Below are 23,142 nucleotides of genomic sequence, written 5' to 3' on the forward strand. Positions count from 1 at the left end.
GGATCAGGTCGCGCGCTCGATGTTGTCGGCGTTGGTGGACGCGGACTTCTGCGCGTCGTTCAGCGTGTCGACCCACTTCGAGAACGTCGCACGGGCGTCTTCCCAGTCCTTGCGGAACTGGTCGGCCTTGGGGCCCTTCCAGTAGCCGGTGCTGCCGGACGTGGACGAGTTCAGGTTGGTGATGATCGTCTGCAGGTCGTGCGCGCTGCGACCGAACAGCTTCGCAAGGTCCCTGAGTTCCTTGAGACTTGCACCGCGTTCCATAGGGTTCCTCCCCGTGTCACTTCTTACTGAGTAATCAGAAAACCTATCTGATACCAAGCGACGCTATCGCACCGCCCGCACCACCTGTAAAGGGCCGTCGACGTGGCAAAGCGTGACAGCTCGAACCCGCTTGCCGGGCACGGCAGTTGGCGTCGTGCTGTATGGGCGCGGTGTCAGTGCGCCTGATAGACGATGACGGGGACATTGGGTGCAAACGCGTCGACGGCCGCCTGGAGTCGGGCCGGGTCGAGCTTCCAGAAGGTGATGGCGCGGCTCGACATGACGACTTCGTAGTCGACGTGCGGCGCCAGTTTGGCCGCTTTCTCCGGCGTCAGCCGCCCCTCGTTGGGACCGGGCAGCGCGGGCAGTCCCGGGCGCCTGCGCATGCCCACATGGTCCAACGTGGCCCCCGCCGAATGCAGTTGCCACAAGGACAATTCCGTAATGTCCGCCCACGGGACAAGGGTGGTGTGGGCTTTGTAGCGCAGCGGCGCGCCTCCCAAGGTCACGCCTCGTTCGTCGACCCGGAAGGCGACCAGGCGCTTCCAGCCGACACCACCAAGGAGTTGGATGGGGGTGCGCGGGAGATAGGTCTCGTACACGGGAGGGATCGAGTCAGGCATACAAGGACCCTACCCAGGAGGGGAACTCACGTCACGTCGAGGCACAATGCCCGACGCGTGTGACCCCCGCCCCCGCCGCTCCGCCGATACGGCCCTCTATTTGGCCGCGGCCTTCTTCTTTCCCTCTTCTTCCTGGACCTGCTTGTACACCCTGTCGGCTTCGGCCCTGGCCGCGGAGAGAGCGTCACGGATGGCCTGGTTGTGGCCCTTCCAATCGTTTCGGAAATTGTTTCCGGCCGGCCCTTGCCAAGTCTTCTCACCTTTAAGGGCTTCGACGCTGTCCAGGGTCCGTTCGATCTCGTCGGCATAGCGCTTGATGCGACGGACGTCGGCCAGGCAGTCTTCTTCTCGGCTCATGTCTTTCCCCCGTGCTACTCGCCCTTGGCGAGGATCAGGTCCCTGATGCTGCGGTTCAATGAACGAGTGCCGACGGATCGGGCCGTAATGCCCTTGGGGTCATGCGGCTTGTCGACGAGGACGGTCCAGACCGCGTTCTCCGTGGCGTAGGTGGTCAGTAGGGAACCCGGCGGGTCCGAGAGCACGACGAGCTGGGTCACCACGAGAGCGTTTTCGATGGCGTTGTTCAGAGCTTCGCCCACGCCCGCGCCGTCGAGGGCCTGCGGGTCGAGCCGGCGAACCGGACCGTCCTCGTCGGCCACCCCGAACGGATCCGTAAGGGAGTGAAGCATCTCGGCCGCGTCGGTGGCCGAGCTGGCCAGCGTGAAGATGTGCATGCCGCCGCCCGTGATGCGCTCGACGAGCAGGAGGTCGCGGGCATGTACGTACACGAGAGCGTGGATGCTGCCGCGTACGGTCTGCTGCTCCGCCACGACGATGTGTCCGGCCGTGCGCCGGAGAACCAGCGCGAGGTCCACCTCCGGGGAGGTCTTCATCTTCAACGTCGCGCCCGACGCGGTGCCGGGGCCTTCGGCCTGCTCGGCCCCGGGTTCGGCGCCGTCTTGCGAGGAGGCGTTCAGTACCGCGTCCAGCTCCTCGATGTTCTGGACCTCCACCAGGTCGCGTGCGACGAGGGAGCGGAGCGCGGTCGCGAGCACCCACTCCCGCTCCGTGTCCGACATCGCGTCCAAATGAGGAGTGGGGGCCACGACCTCTACCAGGGAATCGGGGTCGAGTACGGCCAGCTCCTCATCGGTGAAGTTGATGAGGTGCTGTGTTCCGCCTTCGGCGAGGGCTTCGCCGATGAAGGAGCGGAACTTGTCCAGCTCCATGTCAAGTTCTTGCTGCGCCATGGTATTCATCCTCTATTTCTGCACGCCGCCGTCAAGTGGCCCCACCAAGGCCGGACTCTCACCAGAATTTGAGCTTCTTGAGTGTCTTGCCGCCCCACTTCTTCGTGGCGTTCCAGGCCTTGCTCGCGCCCTTCTTGATGTCGTCGCCGTACCTGTCCCAGACCATACTTCCCAGGAAATAAGTACCGGCGACGCCGAGGGCCACCCAGCCGACGACGGGGACCGCGGCGGCCGCCGCGGTGCCGGCCCCGAACAAGAGGCCCCCCATGCTGGTGCCGCCCAGGACGGCAACGGCGCCGGCGGCCTGAACGCCACCCATTCCCCGGTCCACCCAGCCCTGCGGGCCCGCGTGATCCGGCAGGGCCATTTCCTTCACGCCCGTCACGATGTTGAGGGGAAGGAGAACACGGGTGGCGAGGAAGCCGGTTCCTGGCGCCTTGCCGAAAATATTGGCCAGTGGGCGCTCCAGGTACTGGCCGACCTTCGGAATCCTTCCGACGGCCGGGATACGCAGCTTGGCGCCGACCTTCTGCACCGCCTGCTGCCATTTCCACGGCTCTTTGTACGCGTTGCGCAGCCGCTGGTCCTCAAGCAGCTCCTTCAGCAGCTCGCCGCGACTGGCCTTGAGTTTTTCGCCTTCGACGCCGAAGTACTTATTGAGCTCGAACACCGCTCGTGCGCCGGCGACGTTCTGTCCCTGCTGCCAACGATCGTACAGACTAAGGGATGCCTCGACCGCCGTGGGTATGGTCATGGCCTTGAGGGTCTTTTTGGCATCCTGGTAATTCTTGTAATCGTCGCTGGTCTTGAGCCCGTCGACGAAGTCCTTGTATTCCTTCCAGTCGTCCAGGACACCGGCGAGGCTCGCATAGAGCAGTTCGGCCTCGGGGTCCGCATCCAGAATGCCGAGCCGACGCCTGATGTCCTTGGCCTGGTCCGCCGCCCAAGACGCCCTCTTGCCGAACTCGGAGAGCTTCCCCGGCACGCCGTTCCACTGAGTGAGGAGGCTGCTGATGAGATTACCCTGGACGGAAAGGGCGCCGCCCGCGACCGAGACGGCGGCGGCAAGGTCCCGTGCCAGATCGCTCTTCATTCCCCTAAAGGACACGGTTGTTGCTCCCCTTCAAAAGTTCTGCGCCCGTGGAGCGGGCGGAAATGCGTGAGCCATTGGTCAGCGGTTGACGGATTGGATTTCCTGGACGGTTACTTGTTGGTCATGTCCGAAGGTGCCGTCGGGGAGGTCGCCGCCAGCGGTTCCGGTTCCGGTCCAGTGGATCTTCCAGGTGATGGTGGCTTTGAGGTTGTAGGGGGTGCCGGAGGTGGCGCGGAGGTAGGTGACGCCGCATGGCGGTGTCTGGTCGGCGTTGCCCGCCTGGTAGGGGGCGCCGATGGAGCCGTCCGCGTTGATGGGGCACTCCCCGGAAGCGGGGAAGAGAGTGGCGTCGCCGGTGCCGGGCTCCAGTTTGAGGGAGACCGGGGTGGCGGTCGTCGTCGCCGAGATGTTCAGTACCGGGACGGAGGCGGTGACCGAGACCGGGTGGAAGTCGGCCTTGTCCAGCCAGGCCCAGGTCGGCAGGTTCACCTTGGAGGCGCCGTCGGGCTTCAGGGTGACCTGGGTGGTCGGCACGCGGATCTCGGCGTATGCCAGCTTGGCGAGGATTTCGGGTGTGATCGCCTCGGGTACGTCGGCCGGCGGGGGTGCGCCCTTGTCGACCCAGAAGTAGGGCTTGTCACAGGCGTCCCAGCCGGGCGGGAAGCTCTTGTTGACGTACGAGTCCCACCAGTAGCCCTGGTCGGCCTTGTCCAGGTTGAAGTCGGTGTACGGCTTTCCGTTCACGTACCGGTCGCGCTGCGCGGCGTCCCAGGAGGCTCCGGTGGAGTCGGCGTTCCAGATCGGCTCGACGTACGCCTTGAACTCGGCGGGGGTGTACTTGGGGGCGTACCAGCAGGCGGGGGGTGTCCAGTTGCCGATGGGAGCGACCGGCCCGGCGGTGGGGCCGGAGCCGTTCTTGGAACGGTCGTAGACCACGCCGCCGGCTGTGGCGGAGAGGGTGCCGTCGGGGTTTGAGCTGCCGTGGGGTGACGGCGTATCAGTTTCTCGCTGTCCGCCCGGGGGCGTGAAGGTGGCCCAGGCGGGCGGTGTGCTTACGACGGTAAGTATCAGGGACGCCATCAGCGCCCCGAGTTTTCCCCGGCTCACTTCACGCATTTCGCTGCCCCCGCAGTGGAAACGATCCGAGTGGTCTGCCACACCCCTGCGGCGTTCTTCTCCAGCCTGGTGCTGTAGAGGATGAAGTCGTTCTTCGACGGGGCGGTGACGTTGACTTTGCCGGACTTGAGGTCCTTGGTGTAGCCCTTGCTCTCGTCGGCGCAGAAAGTGAGAGACGCCGACTTGTCGGCATTCAGGCTGACTTGGCGGTCGAAATAGCTCACCGAGCCGGTCATGGACAGCCCGTCCTTCTTGAACTGCTCAACCCAGGTCGAGGCCGCTTCCAGGGCCTTTCCGGTGTTGTAGTAATTCAGCGCGACGTACTTCGGGTCGGTTCCTGTGACGGCGCTGTTGACCGCACGCATGCGTTCCGCGCCGTCCGCCAACACGGCGTCTTTGACGGGGTCGCCGGTGTTCGTGGCCTCGAACTTCATGGTGAGGTCCGCAGGCAACTCGATTGTTGGCCGGCCGTTCGCGGCCGCCGAGGCCGACGCGCTCGCGGACGCGGACGGTTTGGCGCTTCCCTGGTCCGCCCCGGCGATCTTGTCCGCGTTCTTGGGGCCGGAGTTGCCGCCACCGCACGCGGTCAGTAGGAGGGTGGCCGTCGCCGTGAGTGCGGCGGCGGCCGGCCAGGTGCGACGGTTCACTGGAGCTCCCGGTGAGGCTGGTGTGGTCTGAGAGGCCGACGCTAGCGAGACGCCGCCTGGTTCACCAGAGCGAACTCCAGCAGGAAACAGCACAATTGGGGCGGGTGGGGCGGGAAATGTGACGTGATCTTCCCCTCGGAGGCGTGGACCGGGTCGCAGTCCACGCTCGGGGGCCGGAACAGAAGGGAAGTTCAGCCTCCGCCGTGCATCTTCTGGTCCATCTTCGACTGGTCCTGACGGGCTTTCTCCACCAACCGGTTCTCCTCGGCCGGGAACGAGTCGAAGAGCGTCTTCAGCCGTTTCATGCGGCCGTCGTGGTCGGTGCGCCAATTGTCGGCCTTCTTGCCTATCCACGTCTTCGGCATCATGGACTCGACGTTCCTGATGGCCGTGCGGATCTCGCCCACGGCGGTCTCTATGGCGTTCATGTCCTTACGGCAGTTGTAATCCAGGCGGTCTTCCTGCGGTATGCCCATTTCATTTCCCTTGTTGACTGTTGGCAGGGTTCGCTGGCGTCATCCCGCTCTCCGGCAATCCATGCGCGGCCGACGGCCGGTCGCTCACTTGTAGGTGGCCCGGATCGCGAGAGCCGGCGGCGGCACGTGTTCCAGGTCCACCACAGAACCCAGAGCAAGCAGTTGGTCGCCGCTGCGCGCGAGGAACCAGGGCAGTTGGCACGGGTTGTCCAGCGCGGGGTACTGCTGCCCCGCCGAGCAGGACTTGGCCTTGCCGAAACCTCGTGCCATGGCGGTCAGGCCGCCGGAAGGGTCGATGTGCACGAGGTACACGAAATCGGCGGGGCCCTTCTGCGGATCCCTCAGCACGCGCGCATAAAGACCGCCGTCACCAGCCGGGGTCATGCCCTCGAACGCCATGTCGGAAAGTGGCGTGGAGGCCCCCGGCAGGCTGCCGTGCACCGTCACGGCCGACGGTGGGCGGCCCGGAGCGAGCACGTGAAGGCCAGAGACCAGGCCGTTGGTCGCGTAGACCGTTCCATTCGCCGTCACGGTTCCGCGCGATAGTCCTCGCTCGGTAGGGAAGGCGAAGATCTCGTCCGCCTTGCCGTCCTTGACGGACCACACGCTGTAGTTGTCGGTGACGATGACAGCGCCGTCCGGTCGTACCCCGATCGGCTCGGGACGGGTGAACGTGTGCGTAGACGGGAGGGGGGTCGCGGCGCCGCCGGGACGGACCCGCGAGAGCCCGTCGCGTCCGCCGGTCACCAGGGAGCCGTCCGGGGCGACGGCGAATCCGGAGTCGGCGCTGCGCGTCGCCACCTTCGCGAACTGGGTGACTCTGCCGTCCGATGTCATGCGCAGAATGGGCATGTCAGGGCTTTTGAAGCCGTCGGCCAGAAACACATTCCCCTTCCCGTCCGAGGCGACATGGCCGCTGGTGATGGAGGAGGCGCGGTTCAGGTCGTACTCCGTGCTCACGTCGCTCAGCGCGAAACTGGCCACCTTTCCGGGCTCTGCCACGGGAATTTTGGGGCCGTTCTCGGTCTTGTCGGCCGAACAGGAACCCAAGAACAGCGCGAGCGCACCGGCCATGGCGGCCGCGAGCATTCCCCGAGTGTGATTCTTATTTACCATCAGGCGACACCTCGGCGTGGTCGAAGCCTCCATAGAAGGCGCCCTGGTAATCGTTGCCCGCTGAAGACGGCAGACGATTCCACCAGCCCTGGAAGTCGGTGTCTTTGATGGCATTAGCGGCGACGGTTCCTGTCTGTGGGTCGTACCAGGATGCTCCCGTGGGCGGAGGAACCGCGCCCGACCTGATCAATCCCTGGGCAATCGAAGAGGTGAAGGCAACCTTCTGATCCTTTGCGCTGTCCACGTTCAGTGCTTCTTGCTTCCCAGCATTGTCCGTAGAAAAGGGGTCCGTCTGGGGAGCGACGATCGTCCTTCCGATGACCGCCAGGTTCTGGGAGTACTTGAGGCTCTTCTCGGCAATCTTCTGGCTGATCTTCGACGCGGCTTCGCCGAGGTTGGGGGCGGGCAAAAAGCCGAACAAGGTTCCTGCGGTGTCGAGGATGATCTTGTTGGTCTTGTGCTCCTCGTCGATCTGCTGTGCCTCGGTGTAGCTCTCCTTCACCTTCGCCTTCGTGAGCATTCCCGCGGTATTGCCGATGGCGGTCAGTGCCTTTTTCGGGTCCTTGCTTGCGGCGGCCTCCGAGACCTTCTCGTGCAGCGCCACGTCGAACATCGCCGCCGCGCCCGGGTTGTCCTTGGCGAACAGCCGCATGACTTTGACCGTGTCCGCGTTGTTGCCGATCAGGGAGTGATATCTGGTGGAGTAGCCAGCGGTGCCGCCCTCGGTGGACATCCCGGTGCCCCCCAGGTCGTCGGCCCAGGTCGCCGTGATGCCGGCCAGAGCGACAGCGGTGCCATTGGGGAACTTCGGGTATTCCTCCTTGTCGCTGCCCGAGCGTGCGTCGAAGAGGTCCTTCTGCTTCGCCGCTGCGGCAATGACATTGGCGGCAGCCATCCCGGACTCGTCGATGTGCCCCGGCGTCTGATCGGTTGCCGCAAGTGTGAGCACCCGGCGCACGCCGTCCGAATCGTCGTCCGACATCGATCCGGGCGTCTGCCACCGGAAGTCGACCAGTTCCTCGGCGAAGCGCTTCCCGGAATCGTTGTTCCCCAGCAGGTGCCGCGAGGCATCCGCGTTCTCTCCGAGACGGTTGATGACGGCCAGAGTCGGGTCGTTGGCTTCGATGGCCGCGACGCGCTTCTGTGCGTCGAAAAAGTTCTCGTTATTGGGGCTGCCCGACAGTCCGATCGAGTCGTACCAAGCGTGTTTGGGATCCACGAACGCGGCTCCCGTGTAGCCGGCCATGGTGACCTGACCCTTGAAATACCTCGGTCGCATCGGATGGGCCTTGCGCCAGTCCAGCATCGCCCCGCCGACCTTGGTCAGCACGTCCGTGTCCCACGCGTCGCCCTTGGGCCCGTATTTGAAGAGCATGCCGACGGACCACATGTCGTCGCCGGGCGGGTTGGTGAGGGCCTTCGCGTACTCGGGGTTCGGGGGGATCTTGCCTGCGGTCTGGAGGGTGAAGATGCGGTTGATGCCCGTGGCGTACTGGGCGACGACGTTCTGCGAGTCCTTGCTGAGGACGTCGCCGCCGTGCGTTCCGTCCTCCTCGTGCAGCGCGCGGGGGACGCGGGCCGCGTCGACGACACCGCCCGCGTTGGCGAAAGCGGCCAGGTAGGTGGGGTCGTCCTGGTGGTCGGCGAGGGAGCGGGCGATGGCCTCGATGTCCTCGCGGGAGCTCGCGTCCTTGGGGTTGTCCAGCGCCTTCTTGAGCGTGGCGGCCTCCTGCTTGGCCTCCTTGGCGCTCTGGGCGTTGACGTCCGTCATGTCCCACGGGATGTTGATGATGTTCCCGTCCGGCGTGCAGAGGCCGGAGGCGTCGCCTTCGAGGAGCAGGCTGCGAGCCAGATCGGCGCGCTTGGACATGCTGCGGGCGTCGTCGCCCACGGCCTGCGTCTGCTGGCCGAGCAGGGACAGGTCGAGGCCGCTTTCCCAGGACGTGAAGTTCTTCCGGATCAGCGCCCCGTGTTTGGACAGCGCGCCCTCCAAGTCCTGGAGGCGGTCCGCGAGTTTGCGTACCCGCACCGGATCGACGCCGACGTAATCCCCCATGAGGACAATGCCTTTCACTTCGCTGTTGTTACGGCGGCACGACGTCCCGGGACGCGGCTTTGGCGGGCGATGCCGGCCGTGTCGGGCTCCCTGACTCGCCGCGCGCGATGCCCCCTGACGCCCCGTGGACCTTCGGCCTGTTCCACGATATGCGGTGCGGCCCGGCGTCCGCCCGGCGGGCAACGGCCCGCGATCGTACGGTGTGAGGGGATTTACTCCGCTTCCTTTGGCAAACGAACGTTGATCCTTGACCTTGTCGTGGCCGAGGCGTCCGCAAGACCGACGAATGAGTACGGGTACTCAGGACAGAAAGGCGGTCGGCGCCGAGGGTGGTGGCATCCGGTCGCCGCGTTCGCGTTGGCCGGATATGCCCGGTTGGGCGGGGTGCGTGGGGTGCGGGGCCGCTGAACAGGGCCGTGCCCTTCGGGCCGCTCCCGGGGCCGGCGGCGGACGGGCTCGGCGGCCGGCGCAGGCGGCGTGGGCGCTGGTCACGGGGCCGGACGTCGCGCCCGGTCTCGTAGGTTGCATAGTGATAACAGGTCACGGCGGCGCGGTCATGGGAGGGCCTTTCCGTCCGGGTTGTGGCGGTGTTGATGGGGCGTGCGATGTTCGCGATCTTTAACTCGCCTTGAGGTGACTATGGGCTGCTGCTACGGTGCGATCATGTGATCTGACAGTGTGGTCACGGCTCCGCGAACGGCTCGAAGGGCCGGGGCGGCCGGACCGGTTCAAGTCGTAATGGCCTGAAGTGGCTCGTATCGGTCCCCTGCGGGGTATGGCCGATTTTGTTCAACTCGACGCTGTCGCAAAAGAATGACCACGGGGAGAAGCGACGTGAAGGTCCAGGAGCGCGGCGGGGCGGGGACGCACCGGGGGGCGGCGCCCGGCCAGGGGGTCGGCGAGCGGCTTCCGGCGCCGCCGCGCGAACGCAAGCCCGCCCTCGCGGCGCTCGCTGTTCTGCTCATCCTGATCGGCGCCCTCGGGGCGACCGTTCTGGTGCTGCGGGCCGGCGACCGGGTCGAGGTCTACAAGCTCAAGGGCGATGTCGCCGCCGGGCACTCCGTGTCCAAGGGCCAGCTCACCACCGTGATGGTGGCCGCCGACAACGGCGTCGACTACATCTCGCCCAGCCAGTACAACGCCCTGACCAAGCTTCGGGCCAAGTCCAACCTCTACGCGGGCTCCGTCCTCGTGGGCCAGATGTTCGCGCCGGACGGGGGCCTCCAGGCCGGTCAGGCCGCAGTCGGTGTCTCGCTCAAGGAAGGCCAGTACCCGACCAACCTCAAGGACGGCGAGACGGTCGCCGTCTACCGCGTCGGCAACTCCGCCGGGTCGGGCGGGTCCAGTGCTTCGAGTGGTTCCAGTGGTTCCAGTGGTTCGGGCAAGGGGACGTCCGGTGGCGCCGCCAACTCCGGTTCCACCGGCGGCGGTTCACCGCTGGTCCAGCGTGCCGTGGTCAGCGACACCGCCGCCCAGGACAAGTCCTTCGGCAGCGGCAACCTCGCGCTCACCCTGACCGTGAACACCGCCGACGCCGCCGCCCTCGCCCAGGCCGCGTCCGCCGGCGAGGTCGCCGTCGTGCGCGTCGCGGGCAACGGCTGAGTCGCGCGGCGACGCGGCGATCCGGCCAAGACAGAAGACGCGGAAGACATGGCGCTCATCGCACTCGCATCCGACAAGGGCTCTCCCGGTGTCACCACCGCGGCGCTCGCCGTGGCCGCCGTATGGCCCCGTCGCGTGCTGCTCGCCGAGACGGACCCGGCCGGCGGTGATCTGGTGTACCGCTGCACGGCCACCCACGGCGGTCCCCTCAACCCGAACACCGGGCTGCTCTCGCTGGCCGCGGCCGCCCGTCGCGGGCTCGCCGCCGACCAGCTGTGGGACCACGCCCAGCCGATGGCCGGCGGCCTCGAACTGCTCGTCGGGCTCGGCACCGCCGAGCAGGCCGCGGGCCTCGCCGGCAGCTGGCCCACGCTCGGCCGGGCTTTCGCCTCGCTCGGGGAGTCCCCGCACGCCCCGGCCGACGTCATCGCCGACATCGGCCGGATCAGCGGGGGCTCGCCCGCCCTCGACCTGCTGCCGCACGCCGCGCTGGCTCTGCTCGTCTCGCGTACCGAGCCCGAACATCTGGCCCGCGTACGGGACCGGGCCGCGGCGCTCTCCACCCATCTGCACGGGGGCCCGCGCGGCAACGCGCTCGCGACGCCGTTCATCGGCGTGATCCTCATCGCCGATGCCGGTGCGTCCGTCAAACTCGCCCACCAGGTCAACGACATGCTGGTGGCCGGCCAGGTGGGGGCACGCGTCGTCGGCACCCTCGCACACGACCCCTCGGGCGCCGCCCTGCTCGCCGGCCGCGGCCGCGGGCGCCTCGACAAGTCCCTGCTCATCCGCAGCGCGCGGAAGGTCTCAACCGACCTCTACCAGCAGTTCGGCGCCGCCTGGGCCGGGGCGGCCCGATGAGCGTGGTCGACCACGCGCTGGTCAAACGGTTCCGCCAGGAGGCCGGCGACCGGATCGCCGAACAGCGACGCCTCGACCAGGTGCGCGGCGTCGCCGCCATGTCCAGCGAGGACGAGCGCCAGTACGCGCGCGCCGTCATCGCCCAGATACTGGAGGAGTACGCCCGTACGGAGATCAACTCCGGGCGTACTCCACTCGACGCGGAGACCGAGGAGCAGTACGCCGCCGCCGTGCACGCCGCGCTCTTCGGCGTGGGCCGGCTCCAGCCGCTGCTCGATGACCCCGAGGTCGAGAACATCGACATCAACGGCTGCGACCAGGTCTTCGTCGGGTACGCGGACGGCCGCGAGGCCCGGGCGGACCCGGTCGCCGAGACCGACGAGGAACTGATCGAGCTCATTCAGGTGCTCGGTGCCTACTCCGGTCTCTCCTCGCGCCCCTTCGACTCGGCCAACCCGCAGCTGGACCTGCGGCTGCCGGACGGTTCGCGTCTGTCGGCCGTCATGGAGGTCGCCCGCCGGCCCGCCCTGTCCATCCGCCGGGCCCGCATGGGCAAGGTCTTCATGGCGGACCTGGTGGGCAACGGCACGCTCACGCCGGAGGTCGCGCACTTCTTGGCCTGTGCGGTCCGCGCCCGCAAGAACATCATGATCGCGGGCGCGACGAACGCGGGAAAGACCACGCTGCTGCGGGCGCTCGCCAATGAGATCCCCCAGCAGGAGCGGCTGATCACGGTGGAGCGGGCCCTGGAGCTCGGACTCGACCAGTTCCCCGAACTGCACCCCAATGTCGTGGCGTTCGAGGAGCGGCTGCCCAACTCCGAAGGGCTCGGCATGATCCCGATGGCGGACCTGGTGCGCCGTTCGCTGCGTATGAACCCCTCGCGCGTCATCGTCGGCGAAGTACTCGGCGACGAGATCGTCACCATGCTGAACGCCATGTCGCAGGGCAACGACGGTTCGCTCTCCACGATCCACGCCAACAGCTCCGCCGAGGTCTTCAACCGTATTTCCACCTACGCCCTCCAGGCGGCCGAGCGGCTGCCCATCGAGGCCAGCCAGATGCTGATCGCGGGCGCGGTGAACTTCGTCGTGTTCGTGGAGCGGCGCAACAACTACGAGAGCGGCGGCCGTCTTCAGCGCATGGTCACCTCGGTCCGCGAGGTGAACGGCTGCGACGGCCGCGTCCTGTCCAGCGAGGTCTTCGCCGAGACGCCGGACGGGCGGGTCGTTCCGCACGCCCCCGTCTCCTGCGTCGAGGACCTTGCCGTGCACGGCTACCGGCCTTCCGGGGCCTGGGGGTGAGCGGGGCCGCATGAACAACATTCCCTCCATGGGCGGTCTCTTCGAGGCCCAGACGCTCTTCGCTCTCGCGGCGGGTCTCGCGGTCGGCTGCGGGCTCGCCCTGCTCGTCGTCGCGATCCGCGGCGTCGAGGCGAAGCCGGGCGGCCAGGACCGCCGGCGCGAACGCGTCGGTGAACTGGCGCAGTTCGTGGGCAAGCGCGGCTCGGTGGCCGTCGGCGTCGCCCTACTGGTGCTGCTGCTCACCCGGTGGACGGTGGCCGGTGTCGCCACCGGCCTGCTCGTTTTCTTCTGGGACCGGCTCTTCGGCGGCGCCGCGCAGGAGAAGGCCGCGATGAAGCGGGTCGAGGCGCTGGCAGCCTGGACCGAGTCGCTGCGGGACACCATCGCCGGCGCGGTCGGCCTCGAACAGGCCATCCCCGCGTCGGCCCGGGCCGCCGCACCCGCGCTTCGACCCCATCTCGACGCGCTGGTCGACCGGTTGCGGGCCCGCACGCCGCTGCCCGACGCGCTGCAACTGCTCGCCGACGAGATCGACGACGCGTCCGCGGACATCATCGTCGCGGCGCTCATCCTCAACGCGCGGCTGCGCGGCCCCGGCCTGCGCCAGGTGCTGGGGGCGCTCGCCAAGTCGGCCCGCGAGGAGATCGACATGCGCCACCGCGTGATGGCGCAGCGCTCCTCCACCCGGCGCAGTGTGCAGATCGTGGTCGGCGTGTCGATCGCGTTCGTCCTCGGGCTCTCCGTCTTCAACCGTGACTTCGTCGAGCCGTACAACTCGGCGGTCGGCCAGCTCGTGCTCGCCTGTGTCTGCGGTCTGTTCGCGCTCGGTTTCTGGTGGCTGCGCAAGCTGTCGGTGATCGAGACGCCGGACCGCTTCCTGGTGCGGAGCGAACCCGAGACCCGCTTCGTGCGCCCCGACGCCCCCACGGGCCGGGCCGGGAACCAGGACGGGGACGGCGCGCGTCCTGTCACCGCTGGGGAGGGAGCGCGGTGAGCGACATCATCACCGGGCCGGTACTGATCGGCGCGGTTCTGGGTCTCGGCGTCTACGTCCTGATCAGAGCGCTGACGCGGACGAGGCGTTCGGCGGTCTCGCAGGTGGCGCGGATCGACGCGTTGCGCTCGTCGGGCAGCGTGTACACCCCGCCCTCCGAGGCACGGGCCTCGGGTGGGCTCGCGGGGCTGCGGGCGGGGATCGGCGCCAGGGTCGCGGAGCTGTACCTCAAGCAGGGCTGGGAGCAGCGCTCGATGCGCGCCGATCTGGCCGTGCTGGAGCGGAGCTGGGAGCGGTTCCTGGCCACCAAGGTGCTGCTCGGCGTCGCCGGCCTAGTCTTCGGCCCGCTGCTCTTCGTCATCGTCGCGGTACTCGGTTTCAGCAAGAGCCCGATCATCCCGGTCTGGCTCGCGCTCGTGTGCGGAGCGGTCTTCTTCTTCCTGCCCGATCTGGAGATCCGCCGGGACGCCACGGACAAGCGCCGTGATCTGCGCCGGGTCATCGGCGCCTATCTGGACCTGGTGGCGATGAACCTGGCGGGCGGGCGAGGGCTGCCCGAGGCGCTGATGGCGGCCGCAGAGGTCAGCGACGGATGGGCCCTGCGCCGGCTGCGCAACACCCTCGCCGACGCCAGGATCACCGGCACAAGCCAGTGGCTCGCCCTCGGGCGGCTCGGTGAGGAACTGGGCGTCGAGGAGCTCAAAGACCTGTCCTCCTCGCTCGCCCTGGTGGCGGACGACGGCGCGAAGGTACGCGAGTCCCTGGCGTCCCGCGCCGAAACGATGCGGCACCGGGAGATGGCCGAGATCGAGGGCGCGGCGGGTGAGAAGTCCCAGTCGATGCTCGTCGCCCAGTTGCTGCTCTGCGCAGGCTTCCTGGTCTTTCTGATCTTCCCCGCCGCCATGCGTGTCTTCCAGGTCTGAGCACGCGCCCCCCACTTCCGTTGAGAGGAAACCAACCGTCATGAACCGCCCGCAGTTCCCCAGGAACAGCCACCCGGCCGTCGACTTCCTGGTCACCTTCCTTCAGGGCCGCATCCAGCGGGCCCGTTCCGGCGAGCTCGACCGGGGGGCGTCCGCGGTCGAGTGGGTCATCATCTCCGCCGTCGTCGTGGCGATCGTCGGCGTGGTCGCCGCGGTCATCAACCAGGCCCTGAAGAGCGGCGCCACCAAGGTCGGCGACTGCATCAAGGGCGCGAGCGCCGACAAGACCTGCTGAGGCGCGGCTACTTTGCGCGACAGACTCCGGGCTCTCGTACGCCGGCGGGTGGAGGCAGCCTCCACCCGCGGCGACTCCGGCATGACCGCGATCGAGTTCGTGCTGCTGACCCCGGTGTTGTTCTTCATGATCTTCGCGACCGTGCAGTTCGGCCTGTACTTCTTCGCGGACCACGTGGCACAGGCCGCCGCCCAGGCGGGCGCCCGCAAGGCACGTGCCATGGCCGACGAACAGCCCGGCGCCTGGCGAGGCGAGGCACGGGACCAGGCGTCCAGCTACATCGCCCAGCTCGGCCCCCGGCTCGTGCTCGCCCCCGACGTCCGGGCGGTGGAGCCCAAGGCCAACACGGTGGGCGTGGAGATCACGGCCAAGGTGCCGACCGTCTTTCCCGGCCTGCGGCTGACGGTGCACGCGCGATCGCAGGGGCCGGTCGAGCGATTCGTACGTGAGGGAGCGAACTGATGGGCACGCAGCCGGCACACGGCGTGGCGGCCCGGACCGTCGTCGTACGCCACCGGATTCTCGACGCCGCATGCCACCGGATCGCCGCCGCCGTGTCCCGTCGGACCGCGGCGGCACGGGACCGGGGGCTCTCCACCATCGAGGTGGTCATCCTCGCCCCGGTGATGATCCTGTTCATCCTGGTCCTGGTGGCGTTCGGGCAACTCGTCGACGGGCGGGGCGCGGTGGACAGCGCGGCGCGGGACGCGGCGCGGGCCGGCTCCATCCAGAAGGACCACGGCGTGGCGCTGTCCGAGGCCCAGGCAGCGGCCGACGCCGATCTCGCGGACGTCTGCTCGGGGCCGGTGAGCGTGCGGCAGACCAGCGCGGGCTGGACCGACGCGGACTTCTTCACGGTCGAGGTCAGCTGCCGCGTCCGGGGCCTTTCGATGCTCGGACTCGACATCCCGAAGACTCTGACCGGTACGTCGACGTCCCCGCTCGACCCGTTCAAAAGGAAGACGGCATGAGCGGAGCGCGCGACACCGCCCGGGCCCGTGTTCCGTACGCCCGGTTCTCGTACGCCCGGCTCCCGTACGCCTGGTTCCGGGCCCGGCGTGACCGGCTCGACGACCGGGGCTCGGGCGCCGCCGCCGTCATCATCTTCGCGCTGCTCTTCCTCGGCCTGGCCGCGTTCGTCATCGACGGAGGCCTCTCCATCTCCAAGCGGGAGCGCGCCGCGGACATCGCCGAACAGGCGGCGCGCTACGCGGCGCAGGACATCGACAAGGAAGCGCTGTACGACGGCTCCGGCGCCGGGGCGCCCATCCGCTACGAGAACTGCGGCGCCCGCGTGAAGGCGTTCGCCCGGGCGTCCGGCCTCTCCGGCGCGGACATCGCGGCGTCCCGCTGCGTGGCCGGCAACGCCCAACAGGTCGAGGTGGAGATCCAGTTGACGTACAAGCCCGTGTTCACCGGGTTTTTCTACGGCGGTGAGGTCGTGGTGCACGGCCGGTCCGTGGCCAAGAACGAGGTGGGCTGAGATGGCTTGTTCCCCGCACTTCCCCCACCCTTCCCCTCGACGACGGAGGTCCGCTTCCCCGATGCGCAGGCGTCATCACCAGCTCGCGGCGGGCGGCGTCACTCTGACGCTCCTGGGCGCGCTTGTCCTCACGGGGTGCGGTGGCGCCGGTTCGAAGGACGCGGCGCCCAAGGAGAGCGCGGGGGTGAGCGACGGGACCCCGTCGTCCGCGCCGTCATCCTCCACGCCGTCGTCCTCCGCTGCGGCGGCCGCGACGGACCGGCCGAAGGTCGTCATGCCCGCGGATGTGCGGCACGTGTACGAGGGCGGCCGGACCGGCGACCCGGTCAAGGACGCCGTCCTGGCGGACAACGCGCGCAACCTCGAAGCCATCGACACGGCGATCACCGGGGACCGGGCGTCCACCGAGCCGGCCCTGCGGTTCTACAACAAGGACAAGGCCCTGCTCGCGGTGGCCGACTACATCGAGTCCTACTACGCGGAGAACCGGAGCTTCGTCGGGACGACCCGCTACTACCGGCGCGACGTCACGGTGGGCGGGGGAACGGCGACGCTGACCTACTGCGCCGACGCGACCCAGACCTATCCGAAGGACCGCAGGACCGGCAAGGTGGACCGGTCCGTGCCCGGATCGGCGTCCGATTACACGTTCTTCACCGAGCGACTGCGGAAGAACGACAACGGTGTGTGGCAGTCCTTCGATGTGACCTCGGGACCTGGAGCCGACAAGTGCGCGTGACAGCTGCGGCCGTGACTGTTCTGGCGACGGCGGGTGTGCTTGTGCTCGCCGGCTGCGGCGGGGGAGCGGGGGAAGCCAAGAAGGCGACCCCCTCGCACGACAGACCCTCCGCCCCGGCCTCGGCCACCCCGCCGGTGTTCGCGCCCGCGCCCGCCGATGCCACGAACCGGCCGAAGGTGACGCTGCCTGCGGGAGATGAGTTGATCTTCGAGCCGGAACGGGTCGGGGACCCGGTCAAGGACGCCGTTCTCGCCGACAACGCGGACTATCTGCGGGCCATCGAGGAAGCGATCGACCAGCAGGACCCGGCGTCCAAGAGCGTCGCGTACTACTCGGTCGGCCAGAATCTGATCGGTGACGCCCAGTGGATCGGCGGGTTCGCCAAGGACGGCACCACGGTGACCGGGACGACGCGCCTCTTCGACCGTCAGGTCACGCTCGGCACGGACGGGACCGCCCGGCTCACGTACTGCGGTGACGAGACCAAGGGCTTCACCAAGGACCGCAGGACAGGCAGAGTCAACGTCACTCCGCCCGACAGGGACTCGTACGTCTCGTACGTGACCCAGTTGCGCGAGAACACCCAGGGCGTGTGGCAGACCACCCGGGTGACTTCGGTGCGCGGGGACGCGAAGTGTCAGCGGTGAAGCGGCGCGGGACCGCGGTGCATCCCATTTTTCTCACGGAGGTAGGACCCTTGATGCGTCACCACAAAACCACGACGGCCGCGGCTGCCCTGGCCGCGGGCGTGCTGTTGCTCACCGGGTGCGGTGGGGGCGGGACAAAGGGGGGTGACTCGAAGAAGATCGCGGGCGCGGACTCCGGGCCGTCCGCGTCGGCCACGCCTTCGGCCTCCGCGTCGGCGGCCGCGGACGCCGCCGACCGGCCGAAGATCACGCTGCCGGCGGATGAGGTTCTGACCTTCCACCCGGAAACGACCGGTGACCCGGTCAAGGACGCGGTGCTCAGGGACAACGCGGAGTACGTGCGTGCCGTCGATGAGGCGATTGACAATCAGGACCTCAAGGCGCCGAAGGTGGCGTTCTACGCCAAGGACGACGCCCTGGTGGGCGCCATGCAGTGGATTGGCCTGATCACCAAGCAGAACGTCTCGATCACCGGGACGATCGACTACTTCGACCGGCAGGTGACCGTCCGTCAGGACGGCGCGGCGATGCTCACCTACTGCGGTGACGAGACCAAGGGGTTCACCAAGGACCGTAAGACCGGCAAGGTCGACGTCACTCCGCCCGACAGCGATTCCTACGTCTCGTACGCCCTGGTGTTGCGCAAGAACGACAAGGGCGTATGGCAGACCACCAAACTCTCTTCGGTGCGGGGGGACAAGAAGTGTCAGCGGTGAGGAACTGGAGGAGCGCAGCCGTGGCGGTCGCCGTGGGAGCGATCCTCGCCCTCCAGGCAAGCCCGGCCCAGGCAAAGGTGGGGCCCAAGGGAGCCGCCCAGGGTTCGGCGAGCGCCGCGACGGACGGCAAGCAGGTGACCGTGGGCGTCTCCAAGGTGCAGTATTCCGGCGACACGAAGCGCAAGGGGACGCAGGCGACCGGCGACCTGAAGTCGGTCGACGGCACCTGGACGCCGCCCGCCTGCTGGTACGAACCGACGTACTCGCCGAAGGAGATGGAGGCCATGGTCAAGGGATGGCGTGACATCAAGATCTTCGGCATAGGCGACCTCATCGGCAATCTGTACGACAGCAAGTACAAGAGCGGGGACCCGAAGGACGGCGGGTACAAGGACTACAACCTCGACAAGGAGGGCAAGGGGATGTTCTGGGCGGCGGTGAAGAACCCCGACCGCGAGAACGACCCCGAGGCGAACCTGTGCGACAAGCCGCCCTTCTGGGTGGACAACGGCCAGACGCCGCAGGAGCCCCTGGCCGTGAGCCCCCGGGTCCTCGGGGAGGCCGCGGCGGGCACGGTCGAGCTGACGCCCACCGAGATCACCATGGCGCCGAGTGCCACGTCCACCGTGAATCTGCCGACCTGGGTCTGGACACCCGGCAACGGCTTCAAGGAGAAGCACGCATCCGCCTCCGTGGCCGGCATCACCGCGACGGCCACCGCCAAGCCGGTCGCCCTGCATCTCGACCCGGGGTCGCCGGACGCCACGATGTTCCCGGGCTCGGGGACCTGTCCCATCAATGCCGACGGCAGCATCGGGACCCCGTTCGCGGCCGGGATGGCCGGACAAACGCCGTCCTGCGGTGTCACCTACCAGCGGGCCGGCACGTATCGGCTGATGGCCAGCGTCACTTGGAAGATCAGTTGGTCGGCCTCGACGGGTGACGGCAGCGCGCTGCCCGACAGCGTTTACACCGCCCCGCCCCAACCCGTCACCGTCCAGGAAATCCAGTCCATCAACCGCTAGCAGATTCAGGGGAGTTGGGGGCCATCGAGCCCCCGGCCCCGTTGCCGGACCGGCCCGCAGGGCCCGTACTCACCCTCAGGAACCCACCCCATGGCACGCACCCCCTCCCGCCCCGCGGGTCCGGCGAACCGGACGCCGCAGCCGTTGCCGCGCCGGCGTACGCCCGGTGACTTCGCCAAGGCGTTCCTCGCCTTCGTCGCGCTGCTCGGGCTCGTGGTGGGTGTGCCCGCGGCGCTCGTGGCGAGCGTGGGGTGGCCGCTGCCGCACCGGATGCCCTCGCTCGACATGGTGCGCCAGCAGATCTCCGTGAACGTGTTCGTGAAGATCCTCACGCTGGTCGTGTGGCTGGCCTGGGCGCAGTTCGCCGCGTGCGTGCTCGTGGAGGTCAAGGCCGCCGTGTCCGGGGTCGGGCTGCCCTCGCGGGTGCCGGGCGCGGGCCCCAGTCAACTGCTCGCGCGTCAGCTGATCGCGGCGGTGCTGCTCATCACGGCCACCGCCGCCAGCTTCACGCCGGGGCTCGGGCACGGCCAGCAGATCGAGCACACCAGCAGGCCGACCGTCGCAGCGGCCCAGCAACTGCCGGGACAGCACCAGGCGGCCACCGTCGCGGAGGCGATGCAGAAGCAGGCGGCGGCGCAGGCGCACCACGCGGCCGAGACGCAGGACGGGGCGGCGGCCGAAGGAGCCACCAAGTTCTACCGGATCCAGCCGCCCGAGGGACGCCACCACGACTCGCTGTGGGAGGTCGCCGAGCGCCACCTCGGGGACGGGCGGCGCTACCACGAGATCTACCAGCTCAACAAGGACCGGGTGCAGCCCGACGGCACCAAACTGTCCGAGGCCAGCCTCATCCGGCCGGGCTGGATCATGGAGATGCCGGCCGACGCCCACGGCGGCGACCTGGTCGAGATGCCGGTCCAGGCGCCCAAGGCCTCGCCCCAACTCCAGCGGCAGATAGCCGAGTACGCGAAGTCCGGTGGCCACGCGCAGCCCGCCGGCCAGGCAGTCGGGGCGCGGCCGGCCGAGACGCCCGCACCCCCCGGCGCCGTACCGGAACAGCAGGCCCCGGCCGTCGCGGCCCCCACGCCCGCCCCGGCGGCGGAACAGGCCCACGAGGACACCACCGCGTCCTCGTCGGACAGCGGGTTCGGGCTCGCCGACGCGCTCATCGGGGCGCCGCTGCTCGCCGCGGGCGTGCTCGGAGCGCTCGGCCGGCGCCGCCGCATGGCGCTGTGGCAGTCCGCGATGACGGCCGTAGCGGGACGGCGCGGCATGGAGCCCCCGGTGCCCAGTGGCGCCGACGCCGACGTCCACGACGCCCTGCTGATCGGCGCCGACCCGGAGGCCGTACGCTTCCTCGACCTGGCGCTTCGCGGCCTCGCCGCGTCCCTCGACGAGGCCGGCCGTGCGCTGCCCGTGGTGTACGCGGCCTGGTTCACGGCCACCGAGCTGCACCTCCAGCTGGCCCAGCCGTCCGGTGAGCCGCCCGCCCCCTGGCAGCAGGGCCGCGACGCCACCGTGTGGCGCCTTGAGCGCACCGCGGCCTCCGGCTATCAGGACATGACGCCCGAGACCGCGGCGGCGCCCTACCCCGGCCTGGTCAGCCTCGGCACGCTCGACGGCGCCCGGCTCCTCCTCAACCTGGAGGCCGCCCCCGGCCCGGTCTCGCTCAGCGGCCCGGCCGGTGCGCGCGCCGCGGTGCTCTCATCGGTCGCGGCCGAACTCGCCACCAGCGGCTGGTCCGACCGCATGACCGTCACCGTCGTCGGGTTCGGCCGCGAACTGGGTGCCCTCGCCCCGACCCGGCTGCGCCACCTCGAATCCGTGGCGGTGCTCATCGAAGACCTCGGCGCGGAGATCCAGCAGCGCCGGTCCGCACTCGGCGCGGCCGGTCACGACTCGGTCCTCACCGGGCGCACCGGACCGGCCCAGCACACCCGCTGGGCCCCGCACCTGGTGATGATCGCCGAGACCCCGACCCAGGCCGAGGCGGCCGCGCTCGCCGAACTGACCGCGGGGGCCGGGCGTCTTGGCATCGGCTGCCTGGTCGGCGTCGACGCGGCGGCGCCGGAGCTGGGCGCCGCCTGGGACCTGGAGGTCACCGGGGAGGGCCGGCTGACCGCGCCCCTGCTCGGCCTCGAACTCACCGCGCAACTGCTCCCCGCCGAGGTGCACGACGCGGTCGTACGCCTCTTCGCCACCGCCGACACCATGCCCGGCCCGGACGGCGACGACCCGGCCCCCGCCACTCACGCCTTCCTCGTGGACATCACCGAGCGGGGCCGCCCCGCCGTCTACGCCCGCCTGGTCGGAACGTACGAGATCATCGGGCTCGACGCGCCGGACGACGAGCGGAGCGCCCTGCTGCACGAGGCGCTTGCCCTGCTGCTCCTGCACCGCGAGGGCGTGCACCCGCTCGTCCTCGCCTCCGCCATGTGGCCGCGCGGGGTGACCGACGAGGTGCGCGACGCCCTGCTCGGGCGGCTGCGCGACTGGCTCGGCACCGACGAGGACGGCTCGCCCCGGCTGCGTACCGACGCCCGGGGCCGGCTCACCCTGGCCCCCTCCGTCGTCTCCGACCTCGACGTGCTGCGCTCGTTGCACTACGAGGCGACCGAGGGACGGGGCGCCCGGCGCGCCTCGGTGCGCGAACGGCTGCTCACCGACGCGCTCGGCCTGGTGCGCGGCCCGCTGCTGGCCGACCGGGCCGAGGGCCGCTACGGCTGGCTCGGCCACGAGATCATCGACACCCAACTCCCGCTCCTGGTGGCCGATGTGGCACTCGCGCTCTGTGCCCACCACCGAGAACAGGAGACGCCGGGCAAGGCCATCGGTGTGCTGCGCACCGCCCTCGCGAGCTCCCCGTCGGACGAGCGGCTGTGGAACGAGCTCCTGCGGGCCACGCACGAGAGCGGCGACCAGGACGGTCTGCGCGCGCTGGTCGGTGAGCTCACCGCGCGCAGTGGACCGCGCGGCCTGCCCCCGCGCACCGCCGCCCTCCTCGACGAACTCCTCCCGGCCTGGCGCGGTGACGCCGGGCCCGCCGCGGCGTCCGCGGGCTGACGGGCACTCTTGGTCCCGTGAACGCAACGCTGACCACCGTGGCCGCCGGGTGGGGCGCCGGCGCGGGATACCTGCTGCCGCGCGCCCTGCACCGGCTCTCCGTCGAACCCGACGAGCCCTGGCGCGCGGCCTGCCCGGCCGGGCATCCGATCGCCGGGTGGCTCGGCCCCGCCCGCTGCCGTGACTGCCAGGGGGACGCCGCCAGCGGCCGGGTCCTGTACGCCGTGTCGGGGACCGCGCTCGTGTGCGCCGCGCTCGCCGCCGCCACCGGGCCGCGCCCCGAACTGGCGGTCTGGCTCCTGCTCGCGCCGTTCGCGGTACTGCTGGCCCTGGTCGATCTGGCCGTACGCAGACTGCCCGACCTGCTCACCCTGCCGCTGGCCGCCGCCGGCGCCCTGCTGCTTGGGCTCGCCGCGCTCCTTCCCGGGCACGCGGGTTCCTGGGGGGCCGCCCTGCTCGGCGGGCTCGCGCTCGGCGGCGGGTACTTCGTGCTGTTCCTCATCAATCCGGCGGGCCTCGGTTTCGGTGACGTGAAGCTCGCGCTCGGGCTCGGCGTGGCGCTCGGGTGGTACGGCTGGCCGTGCCTGTTCGCCGGGGCGCTGCTCGGTCTCGTCCTCGGCGCGGTGTACGGGATGGGACTCGTCGTGTTCCGAAGGGCCGGACGCAAGACCGCGTTCCCGCTCGGCCCGTTCCTCATCGCCGGAGCCTTCGGCGGCCTGCTGCTCGGCGGCCTCACCGCATAGGGCCAGGCCACGCGACGGCCCCCGCACACCCGCCCCCGCCCCCTGGCGTACGCTGGATCGGTCCGCCCGCCCGTCCCCACCACCACCCTGAACGAGGCGCTTCGCG

Annotated in this window: 25 protein-coding genes; 15 read left to right on the forward strand and 10 right to left on the reverse strand. The window is 69.3% G+C overall.

Annotated elements, in window-relative coordinates:
* Positions 1-3: 3 nt before the first annotated feature.
* From ABR738_RS23950 to ABR738_RS23995, 10 genes are all read right to left on the reverse strand, one after another.
* Positions 4-264 (reverse strand): WXG100 family type VII secretion target, encoded by a 261-nt coding sequence (locus ABR738_RS23950; protein WP_350232034.1) that lies wholly within the window; start codon positions 262-264, stop codon positions 4-6.
* 173 nt (positions 265-437) lie between these two features.
* The gene (locus ABR738_RS23955) at positions 438-887 is read right to left on the reverse strand and encodes a hypothetical protein (RefSeq protein ID WP_350232035.1); all 450 of its coding nucleotides are present in this window, start codon (positions 885-887) and stop codon (positions 438-440) included.
* 96 nt (positions 888-983) lie between these two features.
* Complete coding sequence (locus tag ABR738_RS23960; RefSeq protein ID WP_350232036.1) at positions 984-1,244, reverse strand: hypothetical protein; 261 nt, start codon at positions 1,242-1,244, stop codon at positions 984-986.
* A 14-nt stretch (positions 1,245-1,258) separates the two neighbouring features.
* Positions 1,259-2,137: a hypothetical protein gene (locus tag ABR738_RS23965; protein WP_350232037.1), complete on the reverse strand. Its 879-nt coding sequence runs from the start codon at positions 2,135-2,137 to the stop codon at positions 1,259-1,261.
* A gap of 58 nt (positions 2,138-2,195) precedes the next feature.
* The gene (locus tag ABR738_RS23970; RefSeq protein ID WP_350232038.1) at positions 2,196-3,230 is read right to left on the reverse strand and encodes a hypothetical protein; all 1,035 of its coding nucleotides are present in this window, start codon (positions 3,228-3,230) and stop codon (positions 2,196-2,198) included.
* A gap of 78 nt (positions 3,231-3,308) precedes the next feature.
* Entirely contained in the window at positions 3,309-4,346 is a 1,038-nt protein-coding gene (locus tag ABR738_RS23975; RefSeq protein ID WP_350232039.1) for a hypothetical protein, read from the reverse strand.
* Positions 4,334-4,993, reverse strand: coding sequence for a hypothetical protein (locus tag ABR738_RS23980; RefSeq protein WP_350232040.1), 660 nt, complete (start codon positions 4,991-4,993; stop codon positions 4,334-4,336). The genes ABR738_RS23975 and ABR738_RS23980 overlap by 13 nt, the downstream gene beginning before the upstream one ends.
* Positions 4,994-5,184: 191 nt before the next feature.
* The gene (locus tag ABR738_RS23985) at positions 5,185-5,421 is read right to left on the reverse strand and encodes a hypothetical protein (protein WP_350232041.1); all 237 of its coding nucleotides are present in this window, start codon (positions 5,419-5,421) and stop codon (positions 5,185-5,187) included.
* 132 nt (positions 5,422-5,553) lie between these two features.
* Positions 5,554-6,558: an NHL repeat-containing protein gene (locus ABR738_RS23990; RefSeq protein WP_350232042.1), complete on the reverse strand. Its 1,005-nt coding sequence runs from the start codon at positions 6,556-6,558 to the stop codon at positions 5,554-5,556.
* Between the two features lie 16 nt (positions 6,559-6,574).
* A complete protein-coding gene (locus ABR738_RS23995) occupies positions 6,575-8,641 on the reverse strand; it encodes a hypothetical protein (RefSeq protein ID WP_350232043.1) in 2,067 nt (688 codons plus the stop codon).
* A gap of 834 nt (positions 8,642-9,475) precedes the next feature.
* Between ABR738_RS23995 and ABR738_RS24000 the strand changes: the two genes are divergently transcribed.
* The 15 genes from ABR738_RS24000 to ABR738_RS24070 all read left to right on the forward strand — a co-directional run bounded on the left by ABR738_RS24000 (position 9,476) and on the right by ABR738_RS24070 (position 23,036).
* Positions 9,476-10,243: a hypothetical protein gene (locus ABR738_RS24000; protein ID WP_350234705.1), complete on the forward strand. Its 768-nt coding sequence runs from the start codon at positions 9,476-9,478 to the stop codon at positions 10,241-10,243.
* A gap of 48 nt (positions 10,244-10,291) precedes the next feature.
* Positions 10,292-11,104, forward strand: coding sequence for a hypothetical protein (locus tag ABR738_RS24005; protein ID WP_350232044.1), 813 nt, complete (start codon positions 10,292-10,294; stop codon positions 11,102-11,104).
* Positions 11,101-12,408, forward strand: a complete 1,308-nt coding sequence (locus tag ABR738_RS24010) for a TadA family conjugal transfer-associated ATPase (RefSeq protein WP_350232045.1) — start codon at positions 11,101-11,103, stop codon at positions 12,406-12,408. The genes ABR738_RS24005 and ABR738_RS24010 overlap by 4 nt, the downstream gene beginning before the upstream one ends.
* 10 nt (positions 12,409-12,418) lie before the next feature.
* Positions 12,419-13,402, forward strand: a complete 984-nt coding sequence (locus tag ABR738_RS24015) for a type II secretion system F family protein (protein ID WP_350232046.1) — start codon at positions 12,419-12,421, stop codon at positions 13,400-13,402.
* The gene (locus ABR738_RS24020) at positions 13,399-14,325 is read left to right on the forward strand and encodes a type II secretion system F family protein (protein WP_350232047.1); all 927 of its coding nucleotides are present in this window, start codon (positions 13,399-13,401) and stop codon (positions 14,323-14,325) included. Before ABR738_RS24015 ends, ABR738_RS24020 begins: the two co-directional genes overlap by 4 nt.
* A 40-nt stretch (positions 14,326-14,365) precedes the next feature.
* On the forward strand, positions 14,366-14,620 hold the full coding sequence (locus ABR738_RS24025) for a hypothetical protein (RefSeq protein WP_350232048.1): 255 nt from the start codon (positions 14,366-14,368) through the stop codon (positions 14,618-14,620).
* 81 nt (positions 14,621-14,701) lie between these two features.
* Positions 14,702-15,082, forward strand: coding sequence for a TadE family protein (locus tag ABR738_RS24030; protein ID WP_388458606.1), 381 nt, complete (start codon positions 14,702-14,704; stop codon positions 15,080-15,082).
* Positions 15,079-15,591, forward strand: a complete 513-nt coding sequence (locus ABR738_RS24035; RefSeq protein ID WP_350234706.1) for a TadE/TadG family type IV pilus assembly protein — start codon at positions 15,079-15,081, stop codon at positions 15,589-15,591. Before ABR738_RS24030 ends, ABR738_RS24035 begins: the two co-directional genes overlap by 4 nt.
* Positions 15,588-16,103, forward strand: a complete 516-nt coding sequence (locus tag ABR738_RS24040) for a pilus assembly protein TadG-related protein (RefSeq protein ID WP_350232050.1) — start codon at positions 15,588-15,590, stop codon at positions 16,101-16,103. Before ABR738_RS24035 ends, ABR738_RS24040 begins: the two co-directional genes overlap by 4 nt.
* A 61-nt stretch (positions 16,104-16,164) precedes the next feature.
* On the forward strand, positions 16,165-16,842 hold the full coding sequence (locus ABR738_RS24045) for a hypothetical protein (RefSeq protein ID WP_350232051.1): 678 nt from the start codon (positions 16,165-16,167) through the stop codon (positions 16,840-16,842).
* 11 nt (positions 16,843-16,853) lie between these two features.
* The gene (locus ABR738_RS24050; RefSeq protein ID WP_350232052.1) at positions 16,854-17,489 is read left to right on the forward strand and encodes a hypothetical protein; all 636 of its coding nucleotides are present in this window, start codon (positions 16,854-16,856) and stop codon (positions 17,487-17,489) included.
* Between the two features lie 53 nt (positions 17,490-17,542).
* Entirely contained in the window at positions 17,543-18,205 is a 663-nt protein-coding gene (locus tag ABR738_RS24055) for a hypothetical protein (protein ID WP_350232053.1), read from the forward strand.
* A gap of 20 nt (positions 18,206-18,225) precedes the next feature.
* Positions 18,226-19,230 (forward strand): hypothetical protein, encoded by a 1,005-nt coding sequence (locus tag ABR738_RS24060; RefSeq protein WP_350232054.1) that lies wholly within the window; start codon positions 18,226-18,228, stop codon positions 19,228-19,230.
* A 90-nt stretch (positions 19,231-19,320) separates the two neighbouring features.
* Entirely contained in the window at positions 19,321-22,293 is a 2,973-nt protein-coding gene (locus tag ABR738_RS24065; RefSeq protein WP_350232055.1) for an AfsR/SARP family transcriptional regulator, read from the forward strand.
* A gap of 17 nt (positions 22,294-22,310) precedes the next feature.
* Complete coding sequence (locus tag ABR738_RS24070; protein WP_350232056.1) at positions 22,311-23,036, forward strand: prepilin peptidase; 726 nt, start codon at positions 22,311-22,313, stop codon at positions 23,034-23,036.
* Positions 23,037-23,142: the final 106 nt, after the last annotated feature.

This window comes from Streptomyces sp. Edi4 (genome assembly GCF_040253615.1).
In the GTDB taxonomy this organism is placed as follows: Bacteria; Actinomycetota; Actinomycetes; order Streptomycetales; family Streptomycetaceae; genus Streptomyces.